Genomic DNA, 23,934 nt, shown 5'->3' on the forward strand with positions numbered 1-23,934 from the left:
ATGGATCTCTATATTTATTACCAGGTCAAGGAAGCCGACACGGCCTCCTTGCAGGCTGCGGTCGTCTCGATGCAGGCGGAGCTGTCGCGGCGGCACGGCGTCGCCTGCCAGCTCAAGCGCCGTCCCGAAGCCAGGGACGGCCTGCAGACGTGGATGGAAGTCTACGCCGGCACGCCGGCCGCTTTCGCGGCGGCGCTGGACGAAGCCGTCCAACGGTCCGGTCTGTCCGCATGGACCAGCGGCCCGCGCCACACCGAAGTTTTTACGGATTTAGTGCCATGTGTTTGATCGTTTTTGCCTGGCGGGTCATTCCGGCGGTGCCGCTGGTGGCGGCCGCCAACCGCGACGAGTTTTATCAGCGCGCCACCGCGCCGGCGGCGCCGTGGCCGGAGCATCCGCAAATTTTCGCCGGCCGCGACCTGCAGGCCGGCGGCAGCTGGATGGGCATCACGCAACCGTCCGAATGCGGCGGTGCGGCGCGCTTCGCGGCGATCACCAACATCCGCGCGCCGTCAGAGCACCGCGACGAGGCGCCCTCGCGCGGGCGGCTGGTGGCCGATTTCCTGGCCGGCTGCATGACGCCGCAGGAATATGTCGACGCGATCCGCGACGGCGCCGACGCCTACAACGGCTTCAACCTCGTGCTGGGCGACCGCGACACCCTGATCTGGTTCTCCAACCGGGGCGACGACGACCCGCGCAACGGCAAGCCGCTCGAACCTGGGGTGTACGGGCTATCGAACGCGCTGCTCGACGCGCCGTGGCCGAAGGTGGTCAAGACCAAGGCGCAGTTCGCCAGTTTGCTGTGTTTGGGGGCGCCGGACGAGGCGTTCTTCGAGATGCTCGCCGACACGGCCCCAGCGCCGGACCAGCGTCTGCCGGAGACGGGCGTGCCGCTGGACCTGGAGCGGATGCTGTCGGCGGTGCGGATCGAAAGCCCGAGCTACGGCACGCGCACGTCGACCGTGGTCAAGCTGTATGCCGACGCGCACGCCACCCTGCATGAGATGTTGATTCAGTAACTCCGGGGTCAGGTCCGCCATTGCTACACGGGCTCGTGCTAACGGTGTTGGTGGTTCGGCGATGGCGGATTACGCTTCGTTAATCCGCCCTACGTAATCAACTGCTTGTCTCGGTCCCAACCTATGCTAGAGTTTGATATGGCGTTTTGACGGGTCTTGGAGATTCTCTATGAAGCGTGTGACCGGTATCGGGGGCATCTTTTTCCACGCGAAAGATCCGGTCGCGCTGCGCGCCTGGTACAAGCGGCATCTGGGCATCGACGTGCAGGATTGGGGTGGCGCGGCGTTCACTTGGGCCGACCAGGCCGGTAACCCGACCAAGGGTACGACCATCTGGTCGATCGGCGCGGCAGACAACAATCAGTTCGCGCCCAGCGCTTCGTCGTTCATGGTGAACTACCGGGTCGAAGATTTGACTGCCCTGCTCCAGCTTTTACGCGGCGAGGGCTGCCATGTGCTGGAAAACACAGACGACTCGGAATACGGCAAGTTCGGCTGGGTGGTCGACCCTGAGGGAAACAAGGTCGAGCTCTGGCAACCTCCCGCCGGACAATAACCCGCTTACTTGATATTAGGCGCCATCTTCTGGACCAGGGAGACCTGCGCAACCTTGTCATGCCGCGCAAGCGTGCTCAAAGCGTCGGCCGGCAACGAGGCGAACAGCACCCGTCGCCGGGTATCGGCATCGGCGCAGCCCAGGCCCTGTAATTCGCTTGCCTCGTCCGGTGTCAGCGGCGATCGCAGCCGCACCGAGACATCGACATTGCCCTCTTGTGGCCGCACCAGCGCCAGGCTGAGGGCGGCGTCAAACTTGGTACCACTCATGATCTATACCTTGATCAGGCCATATCCCCACTTTATATCATGCGCGCCAGCGGGCGAACCGGGCACGGCCGAATTCTTTTTCAGCCAGGCTTTGGCTTGCGCCGGCGTCGCCTTCGGATTGGATTCCAGGAACAGCGCCAGCAGGCCGGTGACGACGGGCGATGCCATGCTGGTGCCCGCCATCACGCGATAGCCCTGGGCGATCACATCGCTTTTATCGACGCTGGAGGCCGACGACAACGCGGACGCGATCATCGCGCCGGGCGCGGCCACGTCCGGCTTCAAGGCGCCGCCGCGCAGAGGACCCGGGCTGCTGAATTCGGATATCGTATCCGGCGTCAAGCCCACCGATTGCGGCGCCCCCGAAATATCGACCCATTGGTTGCGCGAGGTATAGGAAGCCACCGTGACAACTTCCTGGCCCGACCCGGGCGAGCCGACCAGGGTATCGAACAACGGCGAGACCATCTCCGCCGAGCCGTAACGCTCCTGATCGCTCAACAACCAGACATCGACGTCGGACGCCGAGCCCGACTTACGGCGCACCTCCACTTTCCACAGGCCGCCCTGCACCGCGCCCTGGCCGGATACCTCCACCAGGAATTGCCGGTCGCCACCCGGCGCCAGCGATTCGGGCGTCGAGACGACCACCTGGTCGCTGCCCAACATAGTCGTCTTCGCGGCCGGATCGGTGTCGAGCAAGCCCTGCCACGGCGTCGCCGCGCCGGTCGAGCTGATGACCCGCACCTCGCACTTGGTCTTGCCCGAGTACCAGCCGTTGATCAGGAACCACGGCGCGGAAAGGTCGGACCGCTTGGGCTGCACCTTGATCTCGAAGCGCACGGCTTTGGCGGAATCGACCCGCTGCCTGGAATGGATCGGATCGCCGCCCTCGTTGCCGGCCGCCGCCACCACCAGCCGGCCTGGGCCACATTCATCGCTGATCGCCACGCTGGTGTCGTCCTCGCCGTCGTGGCCGTCGAAGTGGCCGCCCAAACTGAGGTTGACGACACATGGGCGCCCGAGCTTTTTCGCTTCTTCGAAGATCCAGCGCACGCCTTCGACAATGGCGCTGTTCTGGAAATTGGTCTTAACGATGATGAGCTCGGCGGCGCCGGCGATGCCGCTGAACGGCGCCACCGCGCCGCTGGCGATGCCCGCCACGTGGGTGCCGTGGCCGTGCATGTCCGCGCTAGCGTCCATCGCGGCGCCGGTCAGCAAGCGGCCGAGCTTGCTATAGCCGGCCCCGGGGCCGTCCCCCGCGATCTCCTGGTCCCATATTTTCAGAACGCGGCCCGCAAACGCGGGATGGTTGACATCGATACCGGTGTCGACGACGCCGACAATCACGCCCTGGCCGGAGACATTGTTCTGCGCGATATATTCTGGCGCGCCGACCAGCGGTCCGGCGATATCCATCAGCGGGCGCAGGCGTCTTGGCGCCGACACGCGCGCCACCTTCTCATCGAGCGCAAACTCCATCAACTTGGACGCTGGCACCAGCGCCGTCATCACCTCCCCGGCGCCTTTGGCGAGCTTGATACCGGCGACCGATTTGGTCTGCGGATCGGTACAGCGGACCAGCACATGGTAAATCGGCGCCAGGTTCGGGACGCGTTTTCTGACTGACAGCAGATTCGGCGCGCCGGTCACCTGCTCGGCCTCGCTGGATGCCAACAAAACGGCCAGGCTGGCCGACATCTTGTTTTTGCCGCCGACTGCGGACTTGGATTTGCTCGCCATATTCGCCCTGTCTTAAAGTGTTAAAGATTAGGCGTACTGTACAACATTGTCGGATCAGGCATCAATCGCGTGCCTGTGCATCAGGTCGTACAGTGTGGGCCTGCTCACACCCAGCAGTTCGGCGGCGCGCAGGATGTTGTTCTCGCAGCGCACCAGGGCGCGCACGATGGCTTCGCGCTCGGCCCGGTCGCGCACCTGGCGCAGGTTGAAGTCGTCCGCCGCCTGTTCGGGCGCGTCCAGGCCCAGGTCCTCGGCGACGATCTGCGGGCCGTCGGCCATGATGATGGCGCGCTTGATGCAGTTCTCCATCTCGCGCACATTGCCCGGCCATTGCCAGGCCTCGACCGCCGCCAGCGCCTGCTGGCTGAACTCGATGCGGCTGCGACCTTCCTGCGCGCAGAACAGATTGCGGAAATGGTAGGCCAGCAGGGTGGCGTCGCCGCTGCGCTCGCGCAGCGGCGGGATCGGAATCACAATCTCGGACAGGCGGTAATACAAATCCTCGCGGAAGCGCCCCTGGGCGATCAGCTGCTTCAGGTCCTGGTGCGTGGCGCAGACGACGCGCACGTCGACCGCGATCTCTTCATGCCCGCCGACCCGCTCGATGACCCGCTGCTGCAGGAAGCGCAGCAGCTTGGCCTGCAAGGCCATCGGCAAGTCGCCGATCTCGTCGAGGAAGAAGGTGCCGCCCTGCGCCATCTCGACCTTGCCCTTGGTCTGCTTGGCGGCGCCGGTGAAGGCGCCCTTTTCGTAACCGAACAGCTCGCTCTCGAGCAGGTGTTCCGGTATCGCCGCGCAGTTGATGGCCATGAAGCGCTGGTTGGCGCGCGGACTGAGTTGGTGCAGGCCGCGCGCCAGCACCTCCTTGCCGGTGCCGCTCTCGCCCAGCAGCATCACGGTGGCCGAGGTCGGTGCTACCTTCTCGATGTTGCGGCAAACCTTTTGCATCGTCGGCGCGCGGCTGATGACGGTGCTCAGGGCGGAGGTGGTTTGCACCTCGCGCATGCGCACGTTCTCCTGCTGCAGGCCGTGCAGATAGAAGGCGCGCTGCAGCACCAGGCCCAGCACGCCGGGATCGACCGGCTTCTGGTGGAAATCGTAGGCGCCGGCGGCGATGGCGCTGAGCGCGTGCGCGTGGTCCTGGTTGCCGGTCAGGACGATGACCTTGGTGTCCGGCGCCAGCGCCAGGATCTCGCGCAACGTTGCCAGCCCTTCGGTGGCGCCGTCCGGGTCCGGCGGCAAGCCCAGGTCCATCGTGACCACGGCCGGCTCGTGCCGGCGCAGTTGCGCCAGCGCGCTGGAACGGTTGTCCGCCAGCGCGATGTCGTAGTGGTCGAGGCTCCAGCGCAGCTGCTTTTGCAGCCCCAGGTCGTCCTCGATGATCAATAACTTGGCTTTGTTCGCCATAACCTACCTCTCTGGCTTTCAGGCCGGAATGCTTGTATTTATGCTGCTTGTACTTATGCTGCTACGGGAACGTCCGCCGCGCGCCAGCCGGGCAGCACCACACGGAAGGTGGTGCCGCGCAGCGGTACGCTGTGCACCTCCAGCCGTCCGCCCAGCTCGGCGACGTACTCGCGGCTCTCGAAGGCGCCAATGCCCATGCCTGCCGCCTTGGTCGATTCGAACGGTTTGAACAGGCGCTCGCGGATGAACTCCGGCGTCATGCCCTGCCCGGTATCGCTGATTTCGATCAAGACTTCCTCCCCATCGCGGCGCAGCCGCAGCGCCACCTCGCCGTCGTGCGGCGTGGCCTCGATGGCATTTTGCAGCAGATGGCCCAGCACCCGCTCCAGGCGGCCGTGCGCCGCCATCACGCACAGGCCGGGCTCATCGCAGCGCAACACCGGCCTGGGCATGGTGCTGCCGCGCAGGGCCACCATTTGCGCCAGCATGGTCGCCAGCTCAATCGGCCCGGCCGCCTCGGGGGCGTCGCTGCGTTGCAGCTTTTGCAGCATCAGCTTCATTTTCTGTACGCCATGTTCGACTGTGTCGAGCATGTCTTGCTGGAATTCGGGATTGTCCAGATGCAGTTTGGCGTTCGGTATCATCAGAGACAACTGCGCCACCAGGTTCTTCAGGTCGTGGACGATGAAGGTCGACATACGGTGGAACGACTCGAACTGGCGCGCGGTCATCAGGGCGGTCGTGGTTTCCTGCAGCGCCAGATAACCCGCCACTTGGCTGGCGGCCACCTTCAACAGGTCGATCACCTCCCAGTTCAGGCGCAGCGCGCTGCGCGGCTCCTGCAACAGCAACACGCCGAACAGGCGGTCCTGCAACATCAACGGCACCACCAGCCGGGCGCGCGGCAAGCGCGACAGCCATGCCGGCACCGATGCCCGCTGCACGGGCTCGCCAAGGTCAATCACCCACTGGTTACGCTCGATCGACTGGCAGAAGGCGGCGTCCCCTTCCTGCTCCCCCTTCTGGGCCCCGCCGCTCGCGGCCGCCGGCGGCACCGTCATCTGGCATTGCGCGGCCAGGGTGAAACGCTCGCCGTCGCGCCAGATCCACAGCGCGCCGCCGGGACTTTCCACCAGTTGTGCGACCGCCTCGATGGCGCGCTCGGCCGGTCCCGGAGTCTGCTGCGACAGCTTGCGCGTAAAGCCCAGCCATTCCTCGCGGTAATCGTAGTCGTAGCGGTAAAAGTGCTTGCTGATGAAGACCTTGAGGCGCGAGCGGAAGGTGCCGGAAAACAGCACGCCGGCCAGCAGCAGCATGGCGCCGAACAGGAAGCCGACCTGTATCAGACCGCCCCAGTTGCCGCCGACATAGCGCAAGTAGTAGCCGACGGCGCCCATCGTCATCAGATAGGCGGCCGATCCCAGCAGCGCGGCGGAATGGAACATGGCCTGGCGCGACAGCAGCATGCCGCTGGGCCAGGACGCGCTGCGGGCCACCGCCACGGCGATCAGCGGCACGGTCAGCGCGTTGACCACGCCGCGCGCGGCCCAGATGTCGGCGCTGACGCGGCGCACCAGCATGGCGTCGCAGTACAGATAGAAATCGTAGGCGAAGATGCCGCCGATGCCCAGGCAGGCGTACTTGACGGCCCACTGGCTTTGCGCATCCTTCTGGCGGTACAACTGCTCGACCAGCACCATGCCGGCCACCGCCATGACGGTGCGCATGGCCAGCAGAACCGCCAGCGCCAGCCCTTCCACCTCGGCCAGCTTTTCGGCCTCGGCCAAGCGCCAGCCCGGCAACAGCGCCAGCAAGATCGCGATGCCATAGCCGGCGCAATAGCCATACCAGCGCCATCTGGCATCGGCGCGCGGATAGCCGAGCAGGCGCAAAATGAAGAAGCTGCAAGCGGCGTTGCGGGCTACCTCCATGACGTCGACCCAGCGCCCGGCGCCAGCCAGGCCGGCGGCGTCGGCGGCGATCAGCGCGGCCCAGGCGGCGCAGCACAGGCAAGCCAGCAGCAGCGCGCCCGCGTGGCGGCGCCGGCTCCAGCCGCCGAGCAGCAGCGCGGCGAGCGCCAGGAACGCGAGCGCGGCCAGCCCGTAACTGAGGCTGTCTATGCGGCCGTGCATCACGCCCCCACCAGGCACCTAGCGGCCGCCGCCGAACAGCACCACTTTGAGGGTGTCGATCAGCACCAGCACGTCCAGGAACAGGCTGTTGTTCTTCACGTAGTACAAATCGTACTGCAGCTTCTGGATGGCGTCGGAGACCGAGGCGCCGTAGCCGTAGCGCACTTGGGCCCAACCGGTGATGCCCGGCTTGATGCTGTGGCGCAGCTGGTAGAAGCGCAGTTGCGCGTTGAGCTGGTCGACGAAATACGGCCGCTCCGGGCGCGGTCCGACAAAGCTCATCTCGCCCTTGAACACGTTAAGCAGCTGCGGCAGCTCGTCGATGCGGCACTTGCGGATGATGTTGCCGATCCGGGTCACACGCGGATCGCGCACCATCGCCCACTGCGGCGCGCCGGCTTGCTCGGCGTTGATGCCCATGCTGCGGAATTTAAGAATGAAGAAGCGGCGGCCGTCCTTGCCCACCCGCTCCTGCTGATAAAACACCGGCCCGCCGTCCTCGAAGCGGATCGCGGCCGCCGTCAGCAACATCACCGGCAGCGCCAGCGCCAGGATGACGGCGCTAACCACCAGGTCGAACACACGCTTCATGACGATGCGCACGGGGCTCTGGTCGAAGCCGCCGCCGAACACCAGCCAGCTCGGTTGCAGCGAGTCGACCCGGATCTGGCCGCTTTCGCGCTCGAAGAAGGTGGTGGCGTCGATCACCTTGATGCCATGCAGCTTGCACTCGAGCAGGTCCTTGATCGGCAAGGCGCCGCCGCGCCGTTCCTGCACGGTGACGACGATCTCGCGCGCCTTGTAGCGCCGCGCGAGTTCGACCAGCGAGTCGCCCAGGTCCATGTCGAGCAAGGCGCCGGTATTGACGCAGCAAGCCTCGTTCGGCGTGGCGACGTAGCCTGCGATCTGGTATTTCTGGTAGCTGCCGGTGTTGGCGGCCAGCTCGCCGCACTCCTTGGCGACGGCGCCGTGGCCGAGGAAGATCAGCCGAGACGTCAGCATCTTGGACTGCGAACCGCTGACGAACATGGCCCGCACCAGCACCACACCGGCCAGCGCGATAGCCAGCACCAGCAGCAACACCCCGCGCCCGACGTACAGGCTCGGCGCCACGTAGAACACCACCGCCAGGATGCCGACGGCCATCGCGAACGCCGGCAGTAGTTGCAGGAACAGGCGTGGGCGGAAGCCCTGCGCCAGGTCCTGGTGGTACATGCCGAAGGTGCTCATGCTAAAGACGATCGCCAGCGCGAACGTCAGCGCCGAGGCCATGAGATTGTGTAGCGGCGGCGCGCCGGTGCCCGCCGGCAGCAGCAGGATCGCCGCGCCCGCGTGGAAGGCCGCCATTAACATCATTATCTCGATCAACAGCAGACTGGCCGCCACCTTCGACACGTAGTGATTTGAAATTTTCAGCATACCGTATCCCCAACCAACATGGACTGCAACGTTGAGAGCTATCGGCGCCGTTACCGCCGGCGTCGCGCCCTTCTGGTCTCCCCTACCGCGTACTTAGACTGTCGACATACCAGTCCATCGCCACCGCCAGGCCTTCCTGGATGCGGTGTGTGGGCTCGTAGCCGAGTCGCTTACGGGCCTTGTCGATGTCGGCCTGCGAGTGCCGCACATCGCCGGGCCGGAAATCCGTGTACTGCGGCGTATGGCCGCCGAGCCGTGGAAAGCGCGGCTCCAGCAACGCGCACATCATCGCGTGCAGCTGCTTGAGCGACGTGCGCTCGTTCAGCGCGACGTTGTAGACCTGGTTGGCCGCGGCAGGATCGGTGCTGCACGCCGCCAGCAGGTTGGCCTGGATCACGTTGTCGATGTAGCAGAAGTCGCGGCTGGTCTCGCCGTCGCCGTTGATGCGCACCGGGGCGTCGGCGATCAGCGCCGCCACCCACTGCGGAATCACGGCGGCGTAGGCGCCGTTCGGGTCCTGGCGCGGGCCGAAGACGTTGAAGTAGCGCAGGCCGATGGTATCCATGCCGTAGCAGCGCCCGAACACTTCCGCGTACAACTCGTTGACATATTTGGTCACCGCGTACGGCGACAGCGGCCGGCCGATCTGCTCCTCGATTTTGGGCAGGGCCGGATGGTCGCCGTAGGTGGAGCTGGAGGCGGCGTAGACAAACCGTTTAACCTTGGCGTCGCGCGCGGCGGTGAGCATGTTCAGGAAGCCGCCGACGTTGGTGGCGTTGGTGGCGGCCGGGTCTTCGATGGAACGGGCCACCGAACCGAGCGCCGCCTGATGCAATACGTAGTCGACGCCCTCGCAGGCGCGGATGCAATCGCCCGGCACGCGGATGTCGCCGTTGACGAAATAGAAGTTGGCCCAGGCAGACTCGCCGACCAGCGCGCGCACCTGGTCGAGGTTGTGCTGATGGCCGGTGGCGAAGTTGTCCATGCCGGTGACGCGCTGGCCCAGCCGCAGCAGCGCCTCGACCAGGTTGGAGCCGATGAAACCGGCGGCGCCGGTCACCAGCCAGCGTTTCGAGTTGGCGGGCAGCTCATGCAGCAGCGCGGCGTACGCCGTCGCGCCTCGGGTGTGGTCATCCATGATCACAGGCGCCAGACGCAGTGTCCCGCTTGGGCGAGTTTGGCGGTGTCGAACGCCGATTTGATGTCGATGAAGCAGCCCCGCGGGGTCAACTTCGCCTGCAATTCGCCGATCGGCATGGCCAGCAGTTCGCGGTGCGGCACGGCGGCGACGATGGCGTCGGCGCGCGGCAGGTAGTCCCAGCCTTCGAGCTCGATGCCGTATTCATGATAGGCCTCGGCGCTGGCGGCCACCGGATCGTGCACGTGCACCTCGACGCCGTAGGATTTCAGTTCGGCGACGATGTCGGCCACCTTGGAGTTGCGCAGGTCGGGACAGTTTTCCTTGAACGTCAGGCCCAGCACGTTGACGCGCGCGCCTTTGACGTAGCAGCCGGCCGCGATCATGCTCTTGACGGTTTTCTCGGCCACGAACTTGGCCATGCCGTCGTTGATGCGGCGCCCGGCCAGGATCACTTCCGGGTGGTAGCCCAGGGTCGCGGCCTTGTGGGTCAGGTAGTAGGGATCGACGCCGATGCAGTGGCCGCCGACCAGGCCCGGACGGAACGGCAGGAAGTTCCACTTGGTGCCGGCCGCTTCCAGCACTTCGAGTGTGTCGATGCCGATGCGGTCGAACAGGATGGCCAGCTCGTTCATCAGCGCGATGTTGAGGTCGCGCTGGGTGTTTTCGATGACCTTGGCCGCCTCGGCCACCTTGATGCTGGAGGCGCGGTAGACGCCGGCCGTGACGATCGACTCATACAACGCCGCGACCTTCTCCAAGGTGTCGGCGTCGTCGCCGGAGACGACCTTGAGGATGGTGGTCAGCGTGTGTTCCTTGTCGCCCGGGTTGATGCGCTCGGGCGAGAAGCCGACGTGGAAATCCTCGCGCCATTTCAGGCCCGAGTGCTTCTCCAGCAGCGGGATGCAGACCTCCTCGGTGGCGCCAGGATAAACGGTTGACTCGAACACCACGATGGCGCCCTTTTTCATGTGGCGTCCCACCGTTTCGCTGGCGCCGGCCAGCGCCGTGAAGTCGGGGTTGTGGGCGTTGTCGACCGGGGTCGGCACCGCCACCACGAAGTAATCGGCCTCGGCCAGCTCGGCCGGATCGTCCGTGTAGCGCAGGCCTTCGGCCGCGCGCAATTGTGCCTCGCTCACTTCGCCGGTCGGGTCGACGCCGTCGCGGTAGTGCTGGATCTTCTTCGCCGACAGGTCGAAACCGACCGTGTTGCGACGCTTGCCAAATTCCACCGCCAACGGCAGGCCGACATAGCCCAAACCGATGACGGCTACCACGTTCGTGTTTTCCATCGCAGAACCCCAGAAGTGACGCACTACCTGTTTTGCTTACCTGAAATTTAGGCAAATCGATTTGCAAATCGGTTTGACAAATGATTATTAAAACGTCAGGAAAGATATATTTTTTACATTAAGCTTGCTAGGGCCAATAGTTATCGAACCGACAAAAAAATGCAAGCGATAAAAAAAGCTTTTTCACAATTATTTCCGGTTACATGAGTCCGCTTACTATGGCGGACTCGACCGTACCATTTTGTCCATATGGCGCGAATACAACGGCGGCGTGGCGGAGTTGCGACACAGTTCGCCGCAAAGATTGCATGTAGGAATCGTCTGACACCGGTGTAGGGATTGCGATTCCACGTTTTGTCGTCAGCCGGCGCGCAAACCGCTGGCCAGCAGCTCCTTCCACGCCGCCGGATGGAACGGCCGCAACCGTATCCAGCGCGCCGCGCAGCGCAACGCGGCGGTGTAGCGGCGGCGACCGCGATAGAAGTAGCAATGGTCCTGCATCACCATGTCCAGGCGGCCGATCAGCAACGCGCGGTAGGAGCGCCAGGCCGGCATGTTCATCAACATCAGCAGCATGTTGTCCTCCAGCAGGAAGCGCGGCGCGTCGCCGTGGGTCAGGCTGGCCGGGTGGATGCGGTAGTAGGCCACCTCCTCCGTCACCATCCACAGATCGTTGTCGAGCGCGCAGCGGAACCACAGGTGGTAATCCTCGGCGCGCCGCAGGCGCTCGTCGAACAAGCCCTTGGCCACCAGCAGGCGCTGGCGTATCAGGGTGGTGGTCGGAATGACGATGCAGTCCCGCGCCAACTCGGCGACCGGCCGGCGCAACCTTTGCACCGGTGCGGGCGACGGCGACGCCGGGCAGGCGGCGGTCAGTTCGGCCAGCGGCGCGAAGCCCTCGGCGCCGGGGCGCAGCAGGCTGATCTTGCCGGCGATCCAGTGCGCCTCCGGGTGCTGGCGCTGCACCTGCCAGCGCTGCGCCAGCGAGTGCGGAAACCACACGTCGTCGGCGTCGAGGAAGGCGATCCATTCGCCGCGCGCGGCCTCGATGCCGGTGTTGCGGGCGCCGGCCGCGCCCTTCGAGTGGTGATTACGCAACACGGAAACCATCGGCCAGGCGCCCACCTCGTCGAGTACAAGGCGTGTCGCCGGATCGGTGCTGCGGTCGTCCACGACCACCACTTCGAACACCGGCAGCGACTGCCCGTCCAGGGCCTGCTGTCCCAGTACGGACAGCACCGCTTCGCGCAAAAAAATGCCGGCGTTGAACACCGGGATAACGACCGATACGGCGGGTTGCGACATCGCTGCTCCTGGGTGATCGATAAATGTAATCAAATCAATATCAAGCTTGACTCCCTCAAATGCTTACGAGAGAATCATGATAATAGCTTATTAATAAGCAAAAATGACAACGGTTTGTGAAGACAGGCACGTTGCCGCAGACATTTCCAACCGGGGTTCCGCGCCGCATGACGCACATTAACGAACGCATGGCCACCGGCATCGTCTGGATGATCACCGCACGCCTGGTCGACCGCGGCATCGGCATGGTCAGCACGCTTTTGCTGGCGCGCCTGCTGGCGCCGGACGACTTCGGCCTGGTGGCGATGGCCACCGCCATCGGCGGCCTGCTCGACGTGCTGGGCGCCTTCAGCTTCGACCTGGCGCTGATCCAAAAGAAGAACGCCGAGCGGCGCCACTACGACACCGTCTGGACCCTGAACGTCATCTTTGGCCTGTTCTGTGCCGGCGCGCTGGTGGCGCTGGCGCACCCGGCGGCCCTGTTCTACGACGAGCCGCGCCTGGTCGGCGTGATGTGGGTGCTGTCGCTGATGTACCTGATCAACGCCTTCGGCAACGTCGGCGTGGTCAACTTCCGCAAGGAGCTGGACTTCCGCCAGGAGTTCAACTTCATCATGGTGCGCCGGGTCGGCACCTTCGTCGTCACCATCGGCGCCGCGCTGATGCTGCACTCGTACTGGGCGCTGTTGCTGGGCATGTGCCTGGGACGCACCATCACCGTGGCGATGAGCTACGCGATGAACGACTACCGTCCCCGCTTCGGGCTGGGCGCCATGCGCGAGCTGTTCCATTTCTCCAAATGGATGCTGCTCAATAACGCGCTCGGTTTCCTGCGCCACGACGGCTGCACCTTCATCATCGGCCGCTACTTCGGCGCGGCCGGGCTGGGCGTGTACACGGTGTCGTACGAGATCTCCAACCTGCCCTCGACCGAGCTGGTGGCGCCGATCAACCGCGTCACCTTTCCCGGCTTTTCCAAGATGGCCGACACGGCGCAAATCTCCGCCTCGTATTTCCGCCTGCTGGGCATGATCACCCTGCTGATCCTGCCGGTGGGCATCGGCATCGCCTGCGTCGCCGAGCCGCTGGTGCAAGCCATGCTGGGCGACAAATGGCAGCAAGCCGTCCCGTTGATCGCCATCCTCGCCATCAGCGGCGCCATCACTGCCACCCAGACCAACAACGCCTCGGTGTGGCTGGCGCTGGGCCGCCCGCACGAGGTCGCCATCGTGCAAACCTGCTACCTGCTGATCCTGTTCCCGGCGCTGTTCTTCTTCATGCGGCGCTACGGCATCGTCGGCGCCGGCTACGCCTACCTGACCGCGCAACTGCTGGACGTGGTGCTGGAGATGAGCGCCACCAAACGGCTGCTCAAGTTCGGCTGGGGCGAAGTGGCGCGCACCGTTTGGCGGCCCGTCGCCGGCGTCACGGTCATGGCAATGGCGGTGGGGCAGCTCGACGCGCGCATGGACGGCCTCAACCCCTGGCTGCGGCTGTTCATCGATGCCGGCGCCGGCGCGCTGGTCTATGTGGCCACCGTGTTCGCGCTGTGGTTCGTCAGCGCCCGCCCGCAAGGCGCCGAACGCTTCTGCCTGCGCCGCCTGAAAGTTTTGCCCGCATGAAAAACGCCGCCCTCCTGGAAGCGATGCGTCCGCCGGCGATTACGCGGGCGGAGCCGCAGGTGACCGTGATCGTGCCGACCACGGCACAGCTATCGCGCCGCATGGAGATCGAACGTTGTCTCGATTCGATCCGCGCCTCGTCGGCGCAGCCGGTGCAAATCATCGTCGTGGTCAACGGCCAGCGTTTTGACGAGGGCGTGTGCGCCTGGCTGCGCGCGCAGCCGGACGTCCGCTACGCCTATGTCGAGCTGCCGTCCGCGCCCAACGCCGTGTGGGAAGGCCGCCGCATGGTCGACACGCCCTACTTTTCGATGATCGACGACGACGACGAATACTTGCCCGGCGCCACCGACCTGAAGCTCGCCGCACTGCATGCGCAACCGCAGGCCGACCTGGTCGTGACCAACGCCTACCGCCGCTTCGAGGGCGTCGATTCGCTGCTGTACAACCACCTGGCGCAGGTGCGGCACGAACCGCTGGCGATGCTGTTCGAGGCCAACTGGCTCACCAACGGCAACGCCCTGTACCGCACCGACAGCGTCGGCCCCGCCTACTTCGCCGACTACCAGCCGTACGCCGAGTGGACCTGGCTGGCGTTCAAGCTTAGCCTGGATGGCAAGCAGGTCGCCACCATCGAGCAGCCGACCTTCCGCGTCCATGTGACGGGCGGTTCGTTGTCGCAGTCGGACGCCTACTTCGAGTTCTACCTGTCGCTGTACCAGCAGATGCTGGCGGCCGGGCCGCCGCCCGCGATTGAGCGGCGCATCCGGCGCCACTTGTCGGGCGCGCAGCACGACCATTCGGTGCGCGCGCTCGGACGCGGACGCTGGCGCGAGGCGCTCAATTGGCACTGGCGCAGCCTGCGCCAGCCCGGCGGCCTGCAGTATCTGAGCTACACGCGCCATTTTTTGCTTCATTTCCTGCGCCAGCCGTCGCGCACACCGAGGACGCCATGAGTGCCATGAACGCCGACACCGAACTGAAGGCGACCGTGCTGGTCGACCATTACCGCGCCACCGCCGCCAGTGAAAAGAGCCACGTGGCCTACCAGGGGCTGCCGATCCACGCGCTGCCCGGCCTGCACGAATACGCCTTCGAACAGTTCAGCCGCCACAACGCGCCCGGCGCCAGCGTGCTGGAGCTGGCCGCCGGCAGCGGCGCCATGAGCCGCCGCCTGGCCGACGCCGGCTACGAGGTCACCGCCACCGACTACGTGCGCGAGAACTTCCGCCTGCACGGCGCGATTCCCTTCTTCACGTGCGACCTGAACCAGAATTTCTCCGACGGCCGCGCCGCCAGCGAAGACCACATCTGCGCGCTGGAAATCATCGAACACCTGGAGAACCCGCGCCACTTCGCGCGCCAATGCTTCCAGGTGCTCAAGCCCGGCGGCACCCTGTTGCTGTCCACGCCCAACCTCGACACCGCCGCCTCGATCGCCATGTTCATGCGCGACCTGTCGTTCCAGTGGTTCGCCGAGGACGACTACGCCCGCGACGGCCACATCACGCCGCTGAGCCAATGGCAGTTAAACAAGTGCTTCACCGAGGCCGGCTTCGCCCGGGTGTGGGAAGGCTCGGTCGGCGATCCGTGGGGCCGCGTGCGCGGTTCGCCGCGCCTGCTGTATCTGTCGAAGGCGATCGCCCTGCTGATGCGCCGGCCGGCGCCGCTGCGCAATCAAATCTACGTCGCGCTGCTGCGCAAGCCCGCCGTCTGAGGCCGACATGAAGGTGTGCGTGGTCATCCCCGCGTACAACGCCGCCGGCTATGTAACCGAGGCGCTCGACAGCGTGGCCGGCCAAAGCGCGCCGCCGGACCAGGTGGTGGTGGTCGACGACGGCTCGCGCGACCACACGGCGCGCGTGGTGCGCGACTGGATTGCCGCCCACCCGGGGTGCGACACACGGCTGGTCGAGCAGGCCAACGGCGGCATTCCGGTGGCGCGCAACACCGGCATCCGCGCCGGCGGCGGCGACTGGATCGCGCTGCTCGACGCCGACGACGTCTGGGAGCCCGACCACCTGTCCAGCTTGCGCGCGGCGTTGGCGGCCGCGCCGGACGCAGTGGCCGCCTACGGCGCCGGCCGGCTATTGGTCGACGGCCAAGTCCAGCCCCGCCTGTACGACGACTTCTGGGACAACCCCTCGCGCCGCCACGGCCGGCCGATCGATGGCACGCACTGCCTGCGCATCGACGGCGCCGCGCTGTCTCGCCTCATCCACGGCAACTTCATCAAGCCATCCAGTCTGTGCTTCTCGCGCGCGGCGGCGCTGGCCGTTGGCCTGTTCGACGAAGGATTGCGGGTCAGCGAGGACCGCGAATTCCTGATCCGGTTGCTGCTCAGCGGCGACTTCGTCTACACGCCGACGCCGATCACGCGCTACCGCTGGCACGACGACAACGCCTCCAGCCACAAGAACAGCCGCCGCAACATGGAATACGCGCTGCGCGCGCTGCACCGCATCGGCGACAACAGCGCCGCCTTCGATCCACCGCAGCGCACCGCCTTCCGCCACGAAACCCGGATCGCCATCCGGGACTACCTTTACACCTGCGCGCGCGACGGCTGGCGTCCCTACGCCGAGGGGCTGCGGCTGGTGGCCGCGTTATACGGCGCCCCGCGCATGGTCGGCGGCTTCAACCCGAAGCACCTCGCCCGCTCGCTGTGGCGCGTCGCCTGACCCGCAGAATTTCTCCTCCGCTTGTCCCATGAAAGCGATTTCGTATATACTCCACAATGCAATTACGCAATACCGCTGGAATTCGGACAACGCTTATGCACGGTCACAGCGCGCGCGACATGGAATATTCGCCGCACTGCAGCATGAGCGGTAACGAAGTTTGGCTATAGTCAGTCGGCAACAAATTTTTGCACACCGAAACCGCAGAAGCGGTTCGTCAATATCTACACACCTGCGTGCTGGACGGGTTCCCCGTCTACGCCACAGGTTGGCGCCTGGTCAGCGCACCGTACAGTAGCCTGTTTGCTGTGCGGCATCAATCTCAGGCACGTCGTCCGCCGTTTTTGCGGGCGATGCGTTAAAAATTCCCAATGGAAATTGCACGCACGATAGCTATCAGCTTGAAAGCTGATTGAACCGAACACGGCTATTATGTTGCGCGTTGCAATATGTTAAATCAGCCGTTCGACGATTTCACGTTCGGCGCGGAATATGGGAAGTATCGATGAACATGACCCCGGTAGCAATCCGACCACCTTGCGCCACCTCCGAGTATTATGGCCCCGCCATCGTGCCCGACGTATTGGCCAAACTGCCCGCTAACTGGCAAACCTCAGGACCGCTGAACTCGTTCGGCATCCACTTGGCCAACACCGAGGCGGGACGCCAGTCCGCCGCCACGCTCGTCAACAAAATGTACAGCTGGCGCGGCTATGGCGACCAGCACGCGCTGGAGGCGCACCCGCACCACGTGACCCTGGCGGCCGCCGAACCCGAGCAGATGCTGGGCACCGTGACCTTGCGGACCGACTCGGCCGAAGGCATGCTGGCCGACGCCACGTTCAAGGAAGTCATCGACGTCTACCGCCGGGCCGGCGCCAAGGTGTGCGAGGTGACCAAGCTGGCGATCGACCCGCTGGCCCATCCCAAGCTGGCGCTGGCGTCGCTGTTCCACATCGTCTACCTGTACGCGCGCAAGGTTTACGACTGCACCGATGTGTTCATCGAGGTCAATCCCCGCCACAAGCGTTTTTACGAACAGATGTTGGGATTCGAGGCGGCCGCCGATGTCAGGAACAACGAGCGCGTCAACGCCCCGGCACACTTGCTGTGCATCAGCCTGGAGTACATGGGGGCGGAAATCCGCAAGATGGGCGGCACCGGCGTCGCCACTGGCCAGGAGGCGCGCCGTTCGCTGTATCCCTACTTCTTCTGCAGCAGCGCCGAGCCGGGCATCATGTCGAAGCTGGCCAGCCTGGCCAGCCTGGGCGATGCGCCGCCGGTCGGCCCTTACGGCTTGCGCTGGCCCATGCTCAAAGCTGCTTGAGCAGGGTCCGCGCGCCCTCGACCTGCGGAAAGTTGACGTCGCCGGCAAGCAACTGCTCGAGCACTTTTTTGGCGCCGGCCTTGTCGCCCGACCGCACCAGGCCCTGCGCCAGGTGGTAGTGGATGTCGGCCGCCTTGTCCTTGGCGGCCGCGCCGCGCAACAGCTCCAGCCCGCGCGCGGTGTCGCCGCGCTCGACCAGCAGCCAGCCCAGCGTGTCCATCACGGCCGGGTTGGACGGCGCCAGCGCGAACGCCTTCTCGGCCGCCGGCAAGGCGCCGGGGTTGCGCAGTTGCTGATAGGCGTAGGCCAGGTTGTTCCAGGCGTCGGCGCTGTCGGCGCGCGCCAGCACCACCGACTCGAGCTGGGTGGCGGCCTGCTGGTACTGGCCGCCGGCCAGGTAGGTCTGGCCAAGATACATGCGCAGCAGCACGGCATCGTTGCGGTCGGGCGCCGCCTTGATCCAGCCCAGCAGACGCTCTTCGGCCTGCTTGTGCTTGCCGCCGGCCGCCATCAGGTTGACCAGCTTGATCTTGACGGCGGCGTCGGGCTCCAGCGCCAGCGCCTTTTCATACGCGGCCATGGCGGGCGCCGGTTTCTTTTGCTTGACCAGCAGGTCGCCTTCCAGCAGCAGCCCCACCGACGACTTGGGTTCCTGGCGCTGGATCTGGCGTGCCAGCGACAGCGCCTGTTCGAAGTCGCCGGCGCGTTCGGACAAGCCGGCCAGCGCCAGTTGCGCATCCATGAACTCGGGGGTGAGCGCCAGCGCTTTTTTCAGCGAGCGCATGGCGTCGGCCTCGTTCTTGCGCGCCGCCTGGGCCCTGGCCAGCCAGTACCACGGCGGCGCCTGGTCCGGCTGCAGCTTGGTCAGCTGGCTGAAGCTTTCCAGCGCGTCGACCGACTTCTGGACCACCAGTTGGGCCTTGCCCAGCATCTCCAGCGCCCCCGGATTGCCAGGGTTGGCCGCATGCAGTTTGCGCGCCAGGGTCAGGCCGCGCTCCTCCTGGCCGTTGACGAGGTAATTGTCGATCACCCGCAGCGCCGGCCATACCGCGTCCGGATTGGCCGCCATCGATTGCTCCAGCCAGTTGGTGGCCTCGGCCCGCTTGCCCTGCCCGGCCGCCAGTTGCGACAGCGCCGTCATCGCGTTCATATTGCCTTTGTCCTGCTGCAGGTAGGCCAGCAGCCTGGCTTTGGCCGCCTCCGGCTTGCGCTCGGCGATATCGAGCAGCGCCAGGTTGGCCACCGGCTCGTAGTAGCGCTGGCGCTGGCTCGCGGCACGTTCGAACGAGGCGCGCGCGGCGACGGCGTCACCCTTGCCCAGTTGCGCGTTGCCGATCATCAGCGTCACCTCGGCGTCTTGCGGGTGACTCTTGGCCAGGCTGCGCGCGGCCGCCAGCGCGCGGTCGAACTCGCCCAGTCCATGCGCCGTGCGCACCACCGCCAACCCGGCCGGCAGCGAGCCGGCGTCGATCACCGTGGCGCGTTCCAGTTCCGCCAGCGCGCGCGCCTCGTCGCCCCCGCCCAGCAAACTCAGGCCGAGCGCGGTGCGTAGCGGGGCCATGGTCGGCTCCAGTTTGCTGGCGCGCTCGTAATACGCGGTGGCCTTGGCGAATTCGCGGTTCTTCGCGCTCGCCTCGCCGGCCAACGCGAGCACGTAGGCATCCGGCTCCTTGGCAGCCAGCGCCGGGGCCAGCACCACCAGCGCATCGCGCGGACGGTCGACCTGCAGCAAGGTCGACGCCAATAGCTTGCGGGCGCTCAGGTTGTTCGGGTCGCCGTCCAGGTACTTGCCCAAGTGCTGCTCGGCCTGCGCCATGGCGCCCAGCTTGAACTGCACGGCGCCCGCCAGCATCAGCGACGGCAGGTGGTTCGGCGCGACCTTCAGCACATGCTGCAGCGGTTCGAGCGCGGCGGCGGTGTTGCCCTGGCTGTATTCGAGCAGCGCCTGCGTGTACGGGAACAGCAGGCTGCCGTTGGCCGCCTTGCGGTACTGCTCGAGCTCGGCCTTGGCGGCGTCGTACTTCTTTTCCTCGATATACAGATAGGTTTTTTGCAGGTGGGCGTCGCCGTGGGACGGATCGACCTTGAGCGCGGCATCGTAGGCCATCGCGGCCGAATCGTGGCGCCCCTGCGACCGTTCGAGGTTCCCCTTGAACATCAAGGCGTCGATATCGGCCGGATGGTCGGCGGTCGCCTGCGCGGCCAGCCGGTTGGCCTGCGGCAGGTCGCGGCCCAATGCGGCGGCCTGCGCCATGCCAATGGTGGCGGCGGCATCCTTCGGCCGCAGCTGCAGCGCCGACTCGAATTCGGTGTTGGCCTCGGGCAGGCGCCCCATGCCCAGATAGGCGTGGCCGCGCCGGGTCAGCACCTCGGGCCCGGGCTTGGCCGCCGCTTCGGTTTCCTTGAGCACCGCCTCGAACTTGCTCTGCTGGATCAGCGAGCGTGCCAGCACCGGCAACGCAAGCTGGCTGTCGACGCCGAGGCTGACCGCCTTGCGCGCCTCTTTTTCCGCCGACAGCGGATCGCCGGCGTCGTTGTAGACGCTGGCCAGCATCAGGCGCGCCTGGGCGTTGCCGGCATCGACCTGCAAGGCGTTCTTCAGCTGGATGATGGCGCCTTTGTTGTCGCGCTTGAGGTGCATCTGTTGCGCCTCGGCGATCAATTCCGGCGCCGATTGCTGCTTGGCGCAGCCGCCCAGGGTGGCCAGCGCCAACAAACAGACAAGGCCGCGGGACGGGGTCATTTTGTTACCGAACGCGCGCATAGCGGCTTCCTCCAAACATTTTGATGCCAATCACCAAACATGCAAACTATACATCGATTTGACAAGAAAGTTAGAATAATTGCATTATAAAGATGGAAATTTACAACGGTGGAATGCGGTCTCCGGGGGATATGCGTCCGGTTCCCCGCAACGCCAGCGAATCACATTGTCGGGTCCGCCAGATTGGACTATGATTATCAATATAATAATTAACCATCCGTTACAGCCGAGTGGTTGCCTTCCAGGAGGAGCAGATGACAGTGTCAGATAAGCAGGCCGACAACGCGGCCGGCGCGGTCGCGCGCAGCCGCGAAATGGTGGACATCCCCGATACCAAGCCGGACAACCTGGTCGAGCTCACCATCGACGAAAAGGTGTTCGGGCTGCGCATGGTCGACACGCCCCACGGCCGCAACAAGGCCAGCGTGTTGATCAACAAGATGTACTCGTGGCGCGGCTATGCCGGCGCGCACAACCTGGCCGACGACCCCAACCGCATCACCTTGACCTCGACCCACCACGGCGAGGTGGTCGGCACCTTGACCTTGGGCATCGATTCGCCGATCGGTATCCTGGCCGACGAGATCTTCAAGGACGAGATCGACGCCTTCCGCCAGCGCGGCGCCAAGGTGTGCGAGCTGACCAAGCTGGCCTTCGACCCGGCCGTGCAGTCGAAGGCCATGATGGCCTCGCTGTTCCACATGGCGGTGCTGTTCGCCCGCGACCTGCACCGCTGCACCGACCTGTTCATCGAAGTCAATCCGCGTCACCGGCGCTTCTACCAGCACATGCTGGGCTTTCGCCAGCTCGGCGAGCCCAAGACCAATCCGCGCGTAAACGCGCCGGCCCACCTGCTGTGGGTCGGCTTCGATTATGTGAGCGAGCAGATCGAGACCTTCGGCGGCAAGGGCGAGGCCGCCGCCGGCGAGCGCTCCTTCTATCCGCTGTTCTTCTCGCCGCGCGAACAGACCGGTATCGTCCACCGCCTGCGCGGCATCGACGCCGAGCCCGGCAAGTAGATAACCGGCCCCCGCGAAAATACTGTCGGATTTCTTTACAGTGCCAAATCCCCGCAATACACGATTTCCCGTAACCATTTGATTTAAAACAAGATATTGAGGTAGATCAATGCTGGCCCGGATCATGCTTATATGACACAAGACCGCTTCCACGGTTACGAGCATTCACGGGGCATTTCAATTAGGGGGAGTATATGAAACGATTCAATTTCGGCAAACGCGTGGTCATGGCGGCATCAGGGGTGGCGCTGGCACTGGGCATGGCGTCGGCACACGCCGTGCCGCAGTTCACCATCAATCCGGCGGCGCTCGGCCTTGGCGGGCCGGCGGGACCGATCACGGCCGACGCGATCGGGGGCACGTCGTCCGAACTGCTGCACACCATCGGCGACACGCACGAAGGGCAAGGCTGGCTGAGCTACAGCTCGTTCCGCTTGAACTCGGCGAACCTGGCGGCCAACGTCACTGGCTTGAACTTCTTCTACGGCATCTATGTAAAGTTCACGCTCAAGGACCACGTCACCACGGGCGCCATCAACACGCCCAACAGCATCAACACGCTCGACCAGCTGGACTTCACGATGTGGGCCGATCCGGGCAACGCCAACGTCTTCACCGCCGCCACGCTGGGCTCGGAAGCGACCATCTCGGGCGAGGCCGACGACATCCAGCTCGGCTTCGGCAAGCTGATCTCCGGCACCTCGTCGTTCAACAACCTGTTCGGCGCGGCCCTCAACGCCAACACCGACTTCACGTTGACCGACAACGGCAAGCTGTTCTTCGTCGGCCCGGTGCCGTTCTACGACATGACCTTCAACGGCTTTAACAACACCACCCAGGGCGCGCAAATCGATGGCGCCGGCAATGTCGCCATCAACGACGCTTCCGGCACCACCGACTTCAACCGCGTGCCGGAACCGGGCTCGCTGGCCCTGCTCGCGCTCGGCCTGCTCGGTGTTCACGCGGTCAATCGCCGCCGGCAAAGCGCTTGATACACAGCTAGTGCAAACCAGACAGCCCGCCCACCAGGACGGGCTGTTTTTAAATCCGCCACCGATGTTGGAGTAACATAGCTCAGATGCGCGTTCCCGATCAACTCATCGAATGTCTGCTGGAGGCGGCCCGCTGGTCCGCGTCGGCCGACAATATGCAGTCCTGGCGCTTCGACTGGGACGGCGCCACCTTGCGGCTGATGTTCCTGCGCCGCGCCGACAGCGAAGGCGCTTTCGGCATCGACAGCCCGGCCACGCTGCTCGCCTTCGGCGGCGTGATCGAGAATCTGAGCCAGATGGCCGATGCCACCGGCTGCCAGTTGTACGACGCCGCCGCCTTCCCGCGCGACGACGACCCGGCCTGCGTGTTCCGCTGCCGCATCGACGCCACCGCGCCGCTGGCCACCGCCGGCTGCCGCAACCATCCGCTGTTCGAGCGCCACACCAACCGCCTGCCCTACCTGGACCGGCCCCTGCCCGACGAGACCGCCGCCACGATGGCCGCGCTGGCCGAGGGCGAGGCCCGCTGCCGGCTGATCGTCGAACCGCACGAGGTCAAGCGCTGGGCGGCGCTGGTGCGCACCGGCTCCGAGCTGCGCTTTCAAAACCGCCTCGCCCATACCGCGCTCGACGCCAGCTTGCGCATGACCGAGCGCGAGGCGGCGCGCGGCGACGGCCTCGACGTCGCCACCTTTTTCCTGCCGCCCGGCGGCAAGGCCATGCTGTCGTACACGCGCAGCTGGCCGCACATGGCCATGCTCAACCGCGTGGGCCTGTACAAGATGTTCGCCGCCATCGAGGCCGACCTGGTGCGCAAGGGGCCGGGCATGCTGCTGGTGACCGGCGCCGCCGGCAGCCAGGGCGCGCTCGACGCCGGCCGCCTGCTGCTGCGCGCCTGGACCAGCCTTAACCGGCAAGGCCTGGCGGTGCAACCGTATTACGTGGTGCCCGACCAGATCTTCCGGCTCGAGGACGGCACGGTGCCGGAAGCGTCGCGCGCGGCGGCGCGCACGCTGGCGCAAGCGTGCCGGATCGAACTGCCCGCCGGCGAGACGCTCTATATGCTGTTGCGTGTCGGTTATCCCAAGAAGCCGGCGGTGCGGTCGCGCCGCCTCCCCCTCGAGCAAGTCTCATCCATCGCCGCGGCCCAGCGCGGCGGCGACCCGGTACCCAAGCCGTCCACCGGTTGAGCCGCCGCTCGGCCTTTCCCTCGCTCATCACCATGGTCCCTCCCGTTCGCGGGACG

20 protein-coding genes are annotated in these 23,934 nt (G+C 65.5%); 11 read left to right on the forward strand and 9 right to left on the reverse strand.

The features are described 5' to 3' along the window. The 3 genes from NHH88_18505 to NHH88_18515 all read left to right on the forward strand — a co-directional run bounded on the left by NHH88_18505 (window position 1) and on the right by NHH88_18515 (window position 1,578). Window positions 1-288 (forward strand): DUF4936 family protein, encoded by a 288-nt coding sequence (locus NHH88_18505; GenBank protein USX11698.1) that lies wholly within the window; start codon window positions 1-3, stop codon window positions 286-288. Next, window positions 279-1,022 carry an NRDE family protein gene (locus tag NHH88_18510; GenBank protein ID USX11699.1) on the forward strand — a complete coding sequence of 248 codons (744 nt, stop codon included), beginning with the start codon at window positions 279-281 and terminating at the stop codon, window positions 1,020-1,022. Before NHH88_18505 ends, NHH88_18510 begins: the two co-directional genes overlap by 10 nt. A gap of 169 nt (window positions 1,023-1,191) precedes the next feature. Further along, on the forward strand, window positions 1,192-1,578 hold the full coding sequence (locus tag NHH88_18515) for a VOC family protein (protein USX11700.1): 387 nt from the start codon (window positions 1,192-1,194) through the stop codon (window positions 1,576-1,578). Window positions 1,579-1,583: 5 nt separating this feature from the next. Here NHH88_18515 and NHH88_18520 read toward each other — a convergent pair whose 3' ends face one another. The 8 genes from NHH88_18520 to NHH88_18555 form a co-directional block, all read right to left on the reverse strand. Next, window positions 1,584-1,847: a hypothetical protein gene (locus NHH88_18520; GenBank protein USX11701.1), complete on the reverse strand. Its 264-nt coding sequence runs from the start codon at window positions 1,845-1,847 to the stop codon at window positions 1,584-1,586. Between the two features lie 3 nt (window positions 1,848-1,850). Then, a complete protein-coding gene (locus NHH88_18525; protein ID USX11702.1) occupies window positions 1,851-3,590 on the reverse strand; it encodes a S8 family serine peptidase in 1,740 nt (579 codons plus the stop codon). 54 nt (window positions 3,591-3,644) lie between these two features. Then, window positions 3,645-4,997, reverse strand: coding sequence for a PEP-CTERM-box response regulator transcription factor (prsR, locus tag NHH88_18530; protein USX11703.1), 1,353 nt, complete (start codon window positions 4,995-4,997; stop codon window positions 3,645-3,647). A gap of 53 nt (window positions 4,998-5,050) precedes the next feature. Continuing rightward, complete coding sequence (prsK, locus tag NHH88_18535) at window positions 5,051-7,129, reverse strand: PEP-CTERM system histidine kinase PrsK (protein ID USX11704.1); 2,079 nt, start codon at window positions 7,127-7,129, stop codon at window positions 5,051-5,053. 18 nt (window positions 7,130-7,147) lie between these two features. Next, window positions 7,148-8,548 carry a TIGR03013 family PEP-CTERM/XrtA system glycosyltransferase gene (locus tag NHH88_18540; protein ID USX11705.1) on the reverse strand — a complete coding sequence of 467 codons (1,401 nt, stop codon included), beginning with the start codon at window positions 8,546-8,548 and terminating at the stop codon, window positions 7,148-7,150. 82 nt (window positions 8,549-8,630) lie between these two features. Next, window positions 8,631-9,686, reverse strand: a complete 1,056-nt coding sequence (locus tag NHH88_18545) for an NAD-dependent epimerase/dehydratase family protein (protein USX11706.1) — start codon at window positions 9,684-9,686, stop codon at window positions 8,631-8,633. A gap of 2 nt (window positions 9,687-9,688) precedes the next feature. Beyond that, window positions 9,689-10,978 carry a nucleotide sugar dehydrogenase gene (locus NHH88_18550; protein USX11707.1) on the reverse strand — a complete coding sequence of 430 codons (1,290 nt, stop codon included), beginning with the start codon at window positions 10,976-10,978 and terminating at the stop codon, window positions 9,689-9,691. A gap of 360 nt (window positions 10,979-11,338) precedes the next feature. Beyond that, entirely contained in the window at window positions 11,339-12,283 is a 945-nt protein-coding gene (locus NHH88_18555) for a glycosyltransferase (GenBank protein ID USX11708.1), read from the reverse strand. A 167-nt stretch (window positions 12,284-12,450) separates the two neighbouring features. On the opposite strand from NHH88_18555, the gene NHH88_18560 reads away from it, so the two are divergent. The 5 genes from NHH88_18560 to NHH88_18580 all read left to right on the forward strand — a co-directional run bounded on the left by NHH88_18560 (window position 12,451) and on the right by NHH88_18580 (window position 17,913). Further along, window positions 12,451-13,905, forward strand: coding sequence for a lipopolysaccharide biosynthesis protein (locus NHH88_18560; GenBank protein ID USX11709.1), 1,455 nt, complete (start codon window positions 12,451-12,453; stop codon window positions 13,903-13,905). Further along, window positions 13,902-14,861, forward strand: coding sequence for a glycosyltransferase family 2 protein (locus NHH88_18565; protein USX11710.1), 960 nt, complete (start codon window positions 13,902-13,904; stop codon window positions 14,859-14,861). The genes NHH88_18560 and NHH88_18565 overlap by 4 nt, the downstream gene beginning before the upstream one ends. Then, entirely contained in the window at window positions 14,858-15,622 is a 765-nt protein-coding gene (locus NHH88_18570; protein ID USX11711.1) for a methyltransferase domain-containing protein, read from the forward strand. The genes NHH88_18565 and NHH88_18570 overlap by 4 nt, the downstream gene beginning before the upstream one ends. 7 nt (window positions 15,623-15,629) lie before the next feature. Continuing rightward, the gene (locus NHH88_18575; protein USX11712.1) at window positions 15,630-16,586 is read left to right on the forward strand and encodes a glycosyltransferase family 2 protein; all 957 of its coding nucleotides are present in this window, start codon (window positions 15,630-15,632) and stop codon (window positions 16,584-16,586) included. A 505-nt stretch (window positions 16,587-17,091) separates the two neighbouring features. After that, a complete protein-coding gene (locus NHH88_18580; GenBank protein ID USX11713.1) occupies window positions 17,092-17,913 on the forward strand; it encodes an N-acetyltransferase in 822 nt (273 codons plus the stop codon). Here the strand turns inward: NHH88_18580 and prsT are convergent. Further along, complete coding sequence (gene prsT, locus NHH88_18585; GenBank protein USX11714.1) at window positions 17,900-20,656, reverse strand: PEP-CTERM system TPR-repeat protein PrsT; 2,757 nt, start codon at window positions 20,654-20,656, stop codon at window positions 17,900-17,902. The two genes, NHH88_18580 and prsT, sit on opposite strands and share 14 nt — an antisense overlap. A gap of 275 nt (window positions 20,657-20,931) precedes the next feature. Here prsT and NHH88_18590 point away from each other — a divergent pair, with 275 nt between their 5' ends. From NHH88_18590 to NHH88_18600, 3 genes are all read left to right on the forward strand, one after another. Further along, entirely contained in the window at window positions 20,932-21,696 is a 765-nt protein-coding gene (locus NHH88_18590; protein ID USX11715.1) for an N-acetyltransferase, read from the forward strand. A gap of 194 nt (window positions 21,697-21,890) precedes the next feature. Further along, on the forward strand, window positions 21,891-22,688 hold the full coding sequence (gene pepA / locus NHH88_18595; GenBank protein ID USX11716.1) for a flocculation-associated PEP-CTERM protein PepA: 798 nt from the start codon (window positions 21,891-21,893) through the stop codon (window positions 22,686-22,688). An 86-nt stretch (window positions 22,689-22,774) separates the two neighbouring features. After that, the gene (locus NHH88_18600; GenBank protein ID USX11717.1) at window positions 22,775-23,878 is read left to right on the forward strand and encodes a hypothetical protein; all 1,104 of its coding nucleotides are present in this window, start codon (window positions 22,775-22,777) and stop codon (window positions 23,876-23,878) included. Window positions 23,879-23,934 lie beyond the last annotated feature (56 nt).

This window comes from Oxalobacteraceae bacterium OTU3CAMAD1 (assembly GCA_024123915.1).
In the GTDB taxonomy this organism is placed as follows: domain Bacteria; phylum Pseudomonadota; class Gammaproteobacteria; order Burkholderiales; family Burkholderiaceae_D; genus Rugamonas.

Bases quoted from the DNA above. Each gene is read 5' to 3' on its own strand.
- NHH88_18505 (USX11698.1), top strand. From the start codon at position 1: ATGGATCTCTATATTTATTACCAGGTCAAGGAAGCCGACACGGCCTCC.
- NHH88_18510 (USX11699.1), top strand. From the start codon at position 279: ATGTGTTTGATCGTTTTTGCCTGGCGGGTCATTCCGGCGGTGCCGCTG.
- NHH88_18515 (USX11700.1), top strand. From the start codon at position 1,192: ATGAAGCGTGTGACCGGTATCGGGGGCATCTTTTTCCACGCGAAAGAT.
- NHH88_18520 (USX11701.1), bottom strand. From the start codon at position 1,847: ATGAGTGGTACCAAGTTTGACGCCGCCCTCAGCCTGGCGCTGGTGCGG.
- NHH88_18525 (USX11702.1), bottom strand. From the start codon at position 3,590: ATGGCGAGCAAATCCAAGTCCGCAGTCGGCGGCAAAAACAAGATGTCG.
- prsR (USX11703.1), bottom strand. From the start codon at position 4,997: ATGGCGAACAAAGCCAAGTTATTGATCATCGAGGACGACCTGGGGCTG.
- prsK (USX11704.1), bottom strand. From the start codon at position 7,129: ATGCACGGCCGCATAGACAGCCTCAGTTACGGGCTGGCCGCGCTCGCG.
- NHH88_18540 (USX11705.1), bottom strand. From the start codon at position 8,548: ATGCTGAAAATTTCAAATCACTACGTGTCGAAGGTGGCGGCCAGTCTG.
- NHH88_18545 (USX11706.1), bottom strand. From the start codon at position 9,686: ATGGATGACCACACCCGAGGCGCGACGGCGTACGCCGCGCTGCTGCAT.
- NHH88_18550 (USX11707.1), bottom strand. From the start codon at position 10,978: ATGGAAAACACGAACGTGGTAGCCGTCATCGGTTTGGGCTATGTCGGC.
- NHH88_18555 (USX11708.1), bottom strand. From the start codon at position 12,283: ATGTCGCAACCCGCCGTATCGGTCGTTATCCCGGTGTTCAACGCCGGC.
- NHH88_18560 (USX11709.1), top strand. From the start codon at position 12,451: ATGACGCACATTAACGAACGCATGGCCACCGGCATCGTCTGGATGATC.
- NHH88_18565 (USX11710.1), top strand. From the start codon at position 13,902: ATGAAAAACGCCGCCCTCCTGGAAGCGATGCGTCCGCCGGCGATTACG.
- NHH88_18570 (USX11711.1), top strand. From the start codon at position 14,858: ATGAGTGCCATGAACGCCGACACCGAACTGAAGGCGACCGTGCTGGTC.
- NHH88_18575 (USX11712.1), top strand. From the start codon at position 15,630: ATGAAGGTGTGCGTGGTCATCCCCGCGTACAACGCCGCCGGCTATGTA.
- NHH88_18580 (USX11713.1), top strand. From the start codon at position 17,092: ATGAACATGACCCCGGTAGCAATCCGACCACCTTGCGCCACCTCCGAG.
- prsT (USX11714.1), bottom strand. From the start codon at position 20,656: ATGACCCCGTCCCGCGGCCTTGTCTGTTTGTTGGCGCTGGCCACCCTG.
- NHH88_18590 (USX11715.1), top strand. From the start codon at position 20,932: ATGACAGTGTCAGATAAGCAGGCCGACAACGCGGCCGGCGCGGTCGCG.
- pepA (USX11716.1), top strand. From the start codon at position 21,891: ATGAAACGATTCAATTTCGGCAAACGCGTGGTCATGGCGGCATCAGGG.
- NHH88_18600 (USX11717.1), top strand. From the start codon at position 22,775: ATGCGCGTTCCCGATCAACTCATCGAATGTCTGCTGGAGGCGGCCCGC.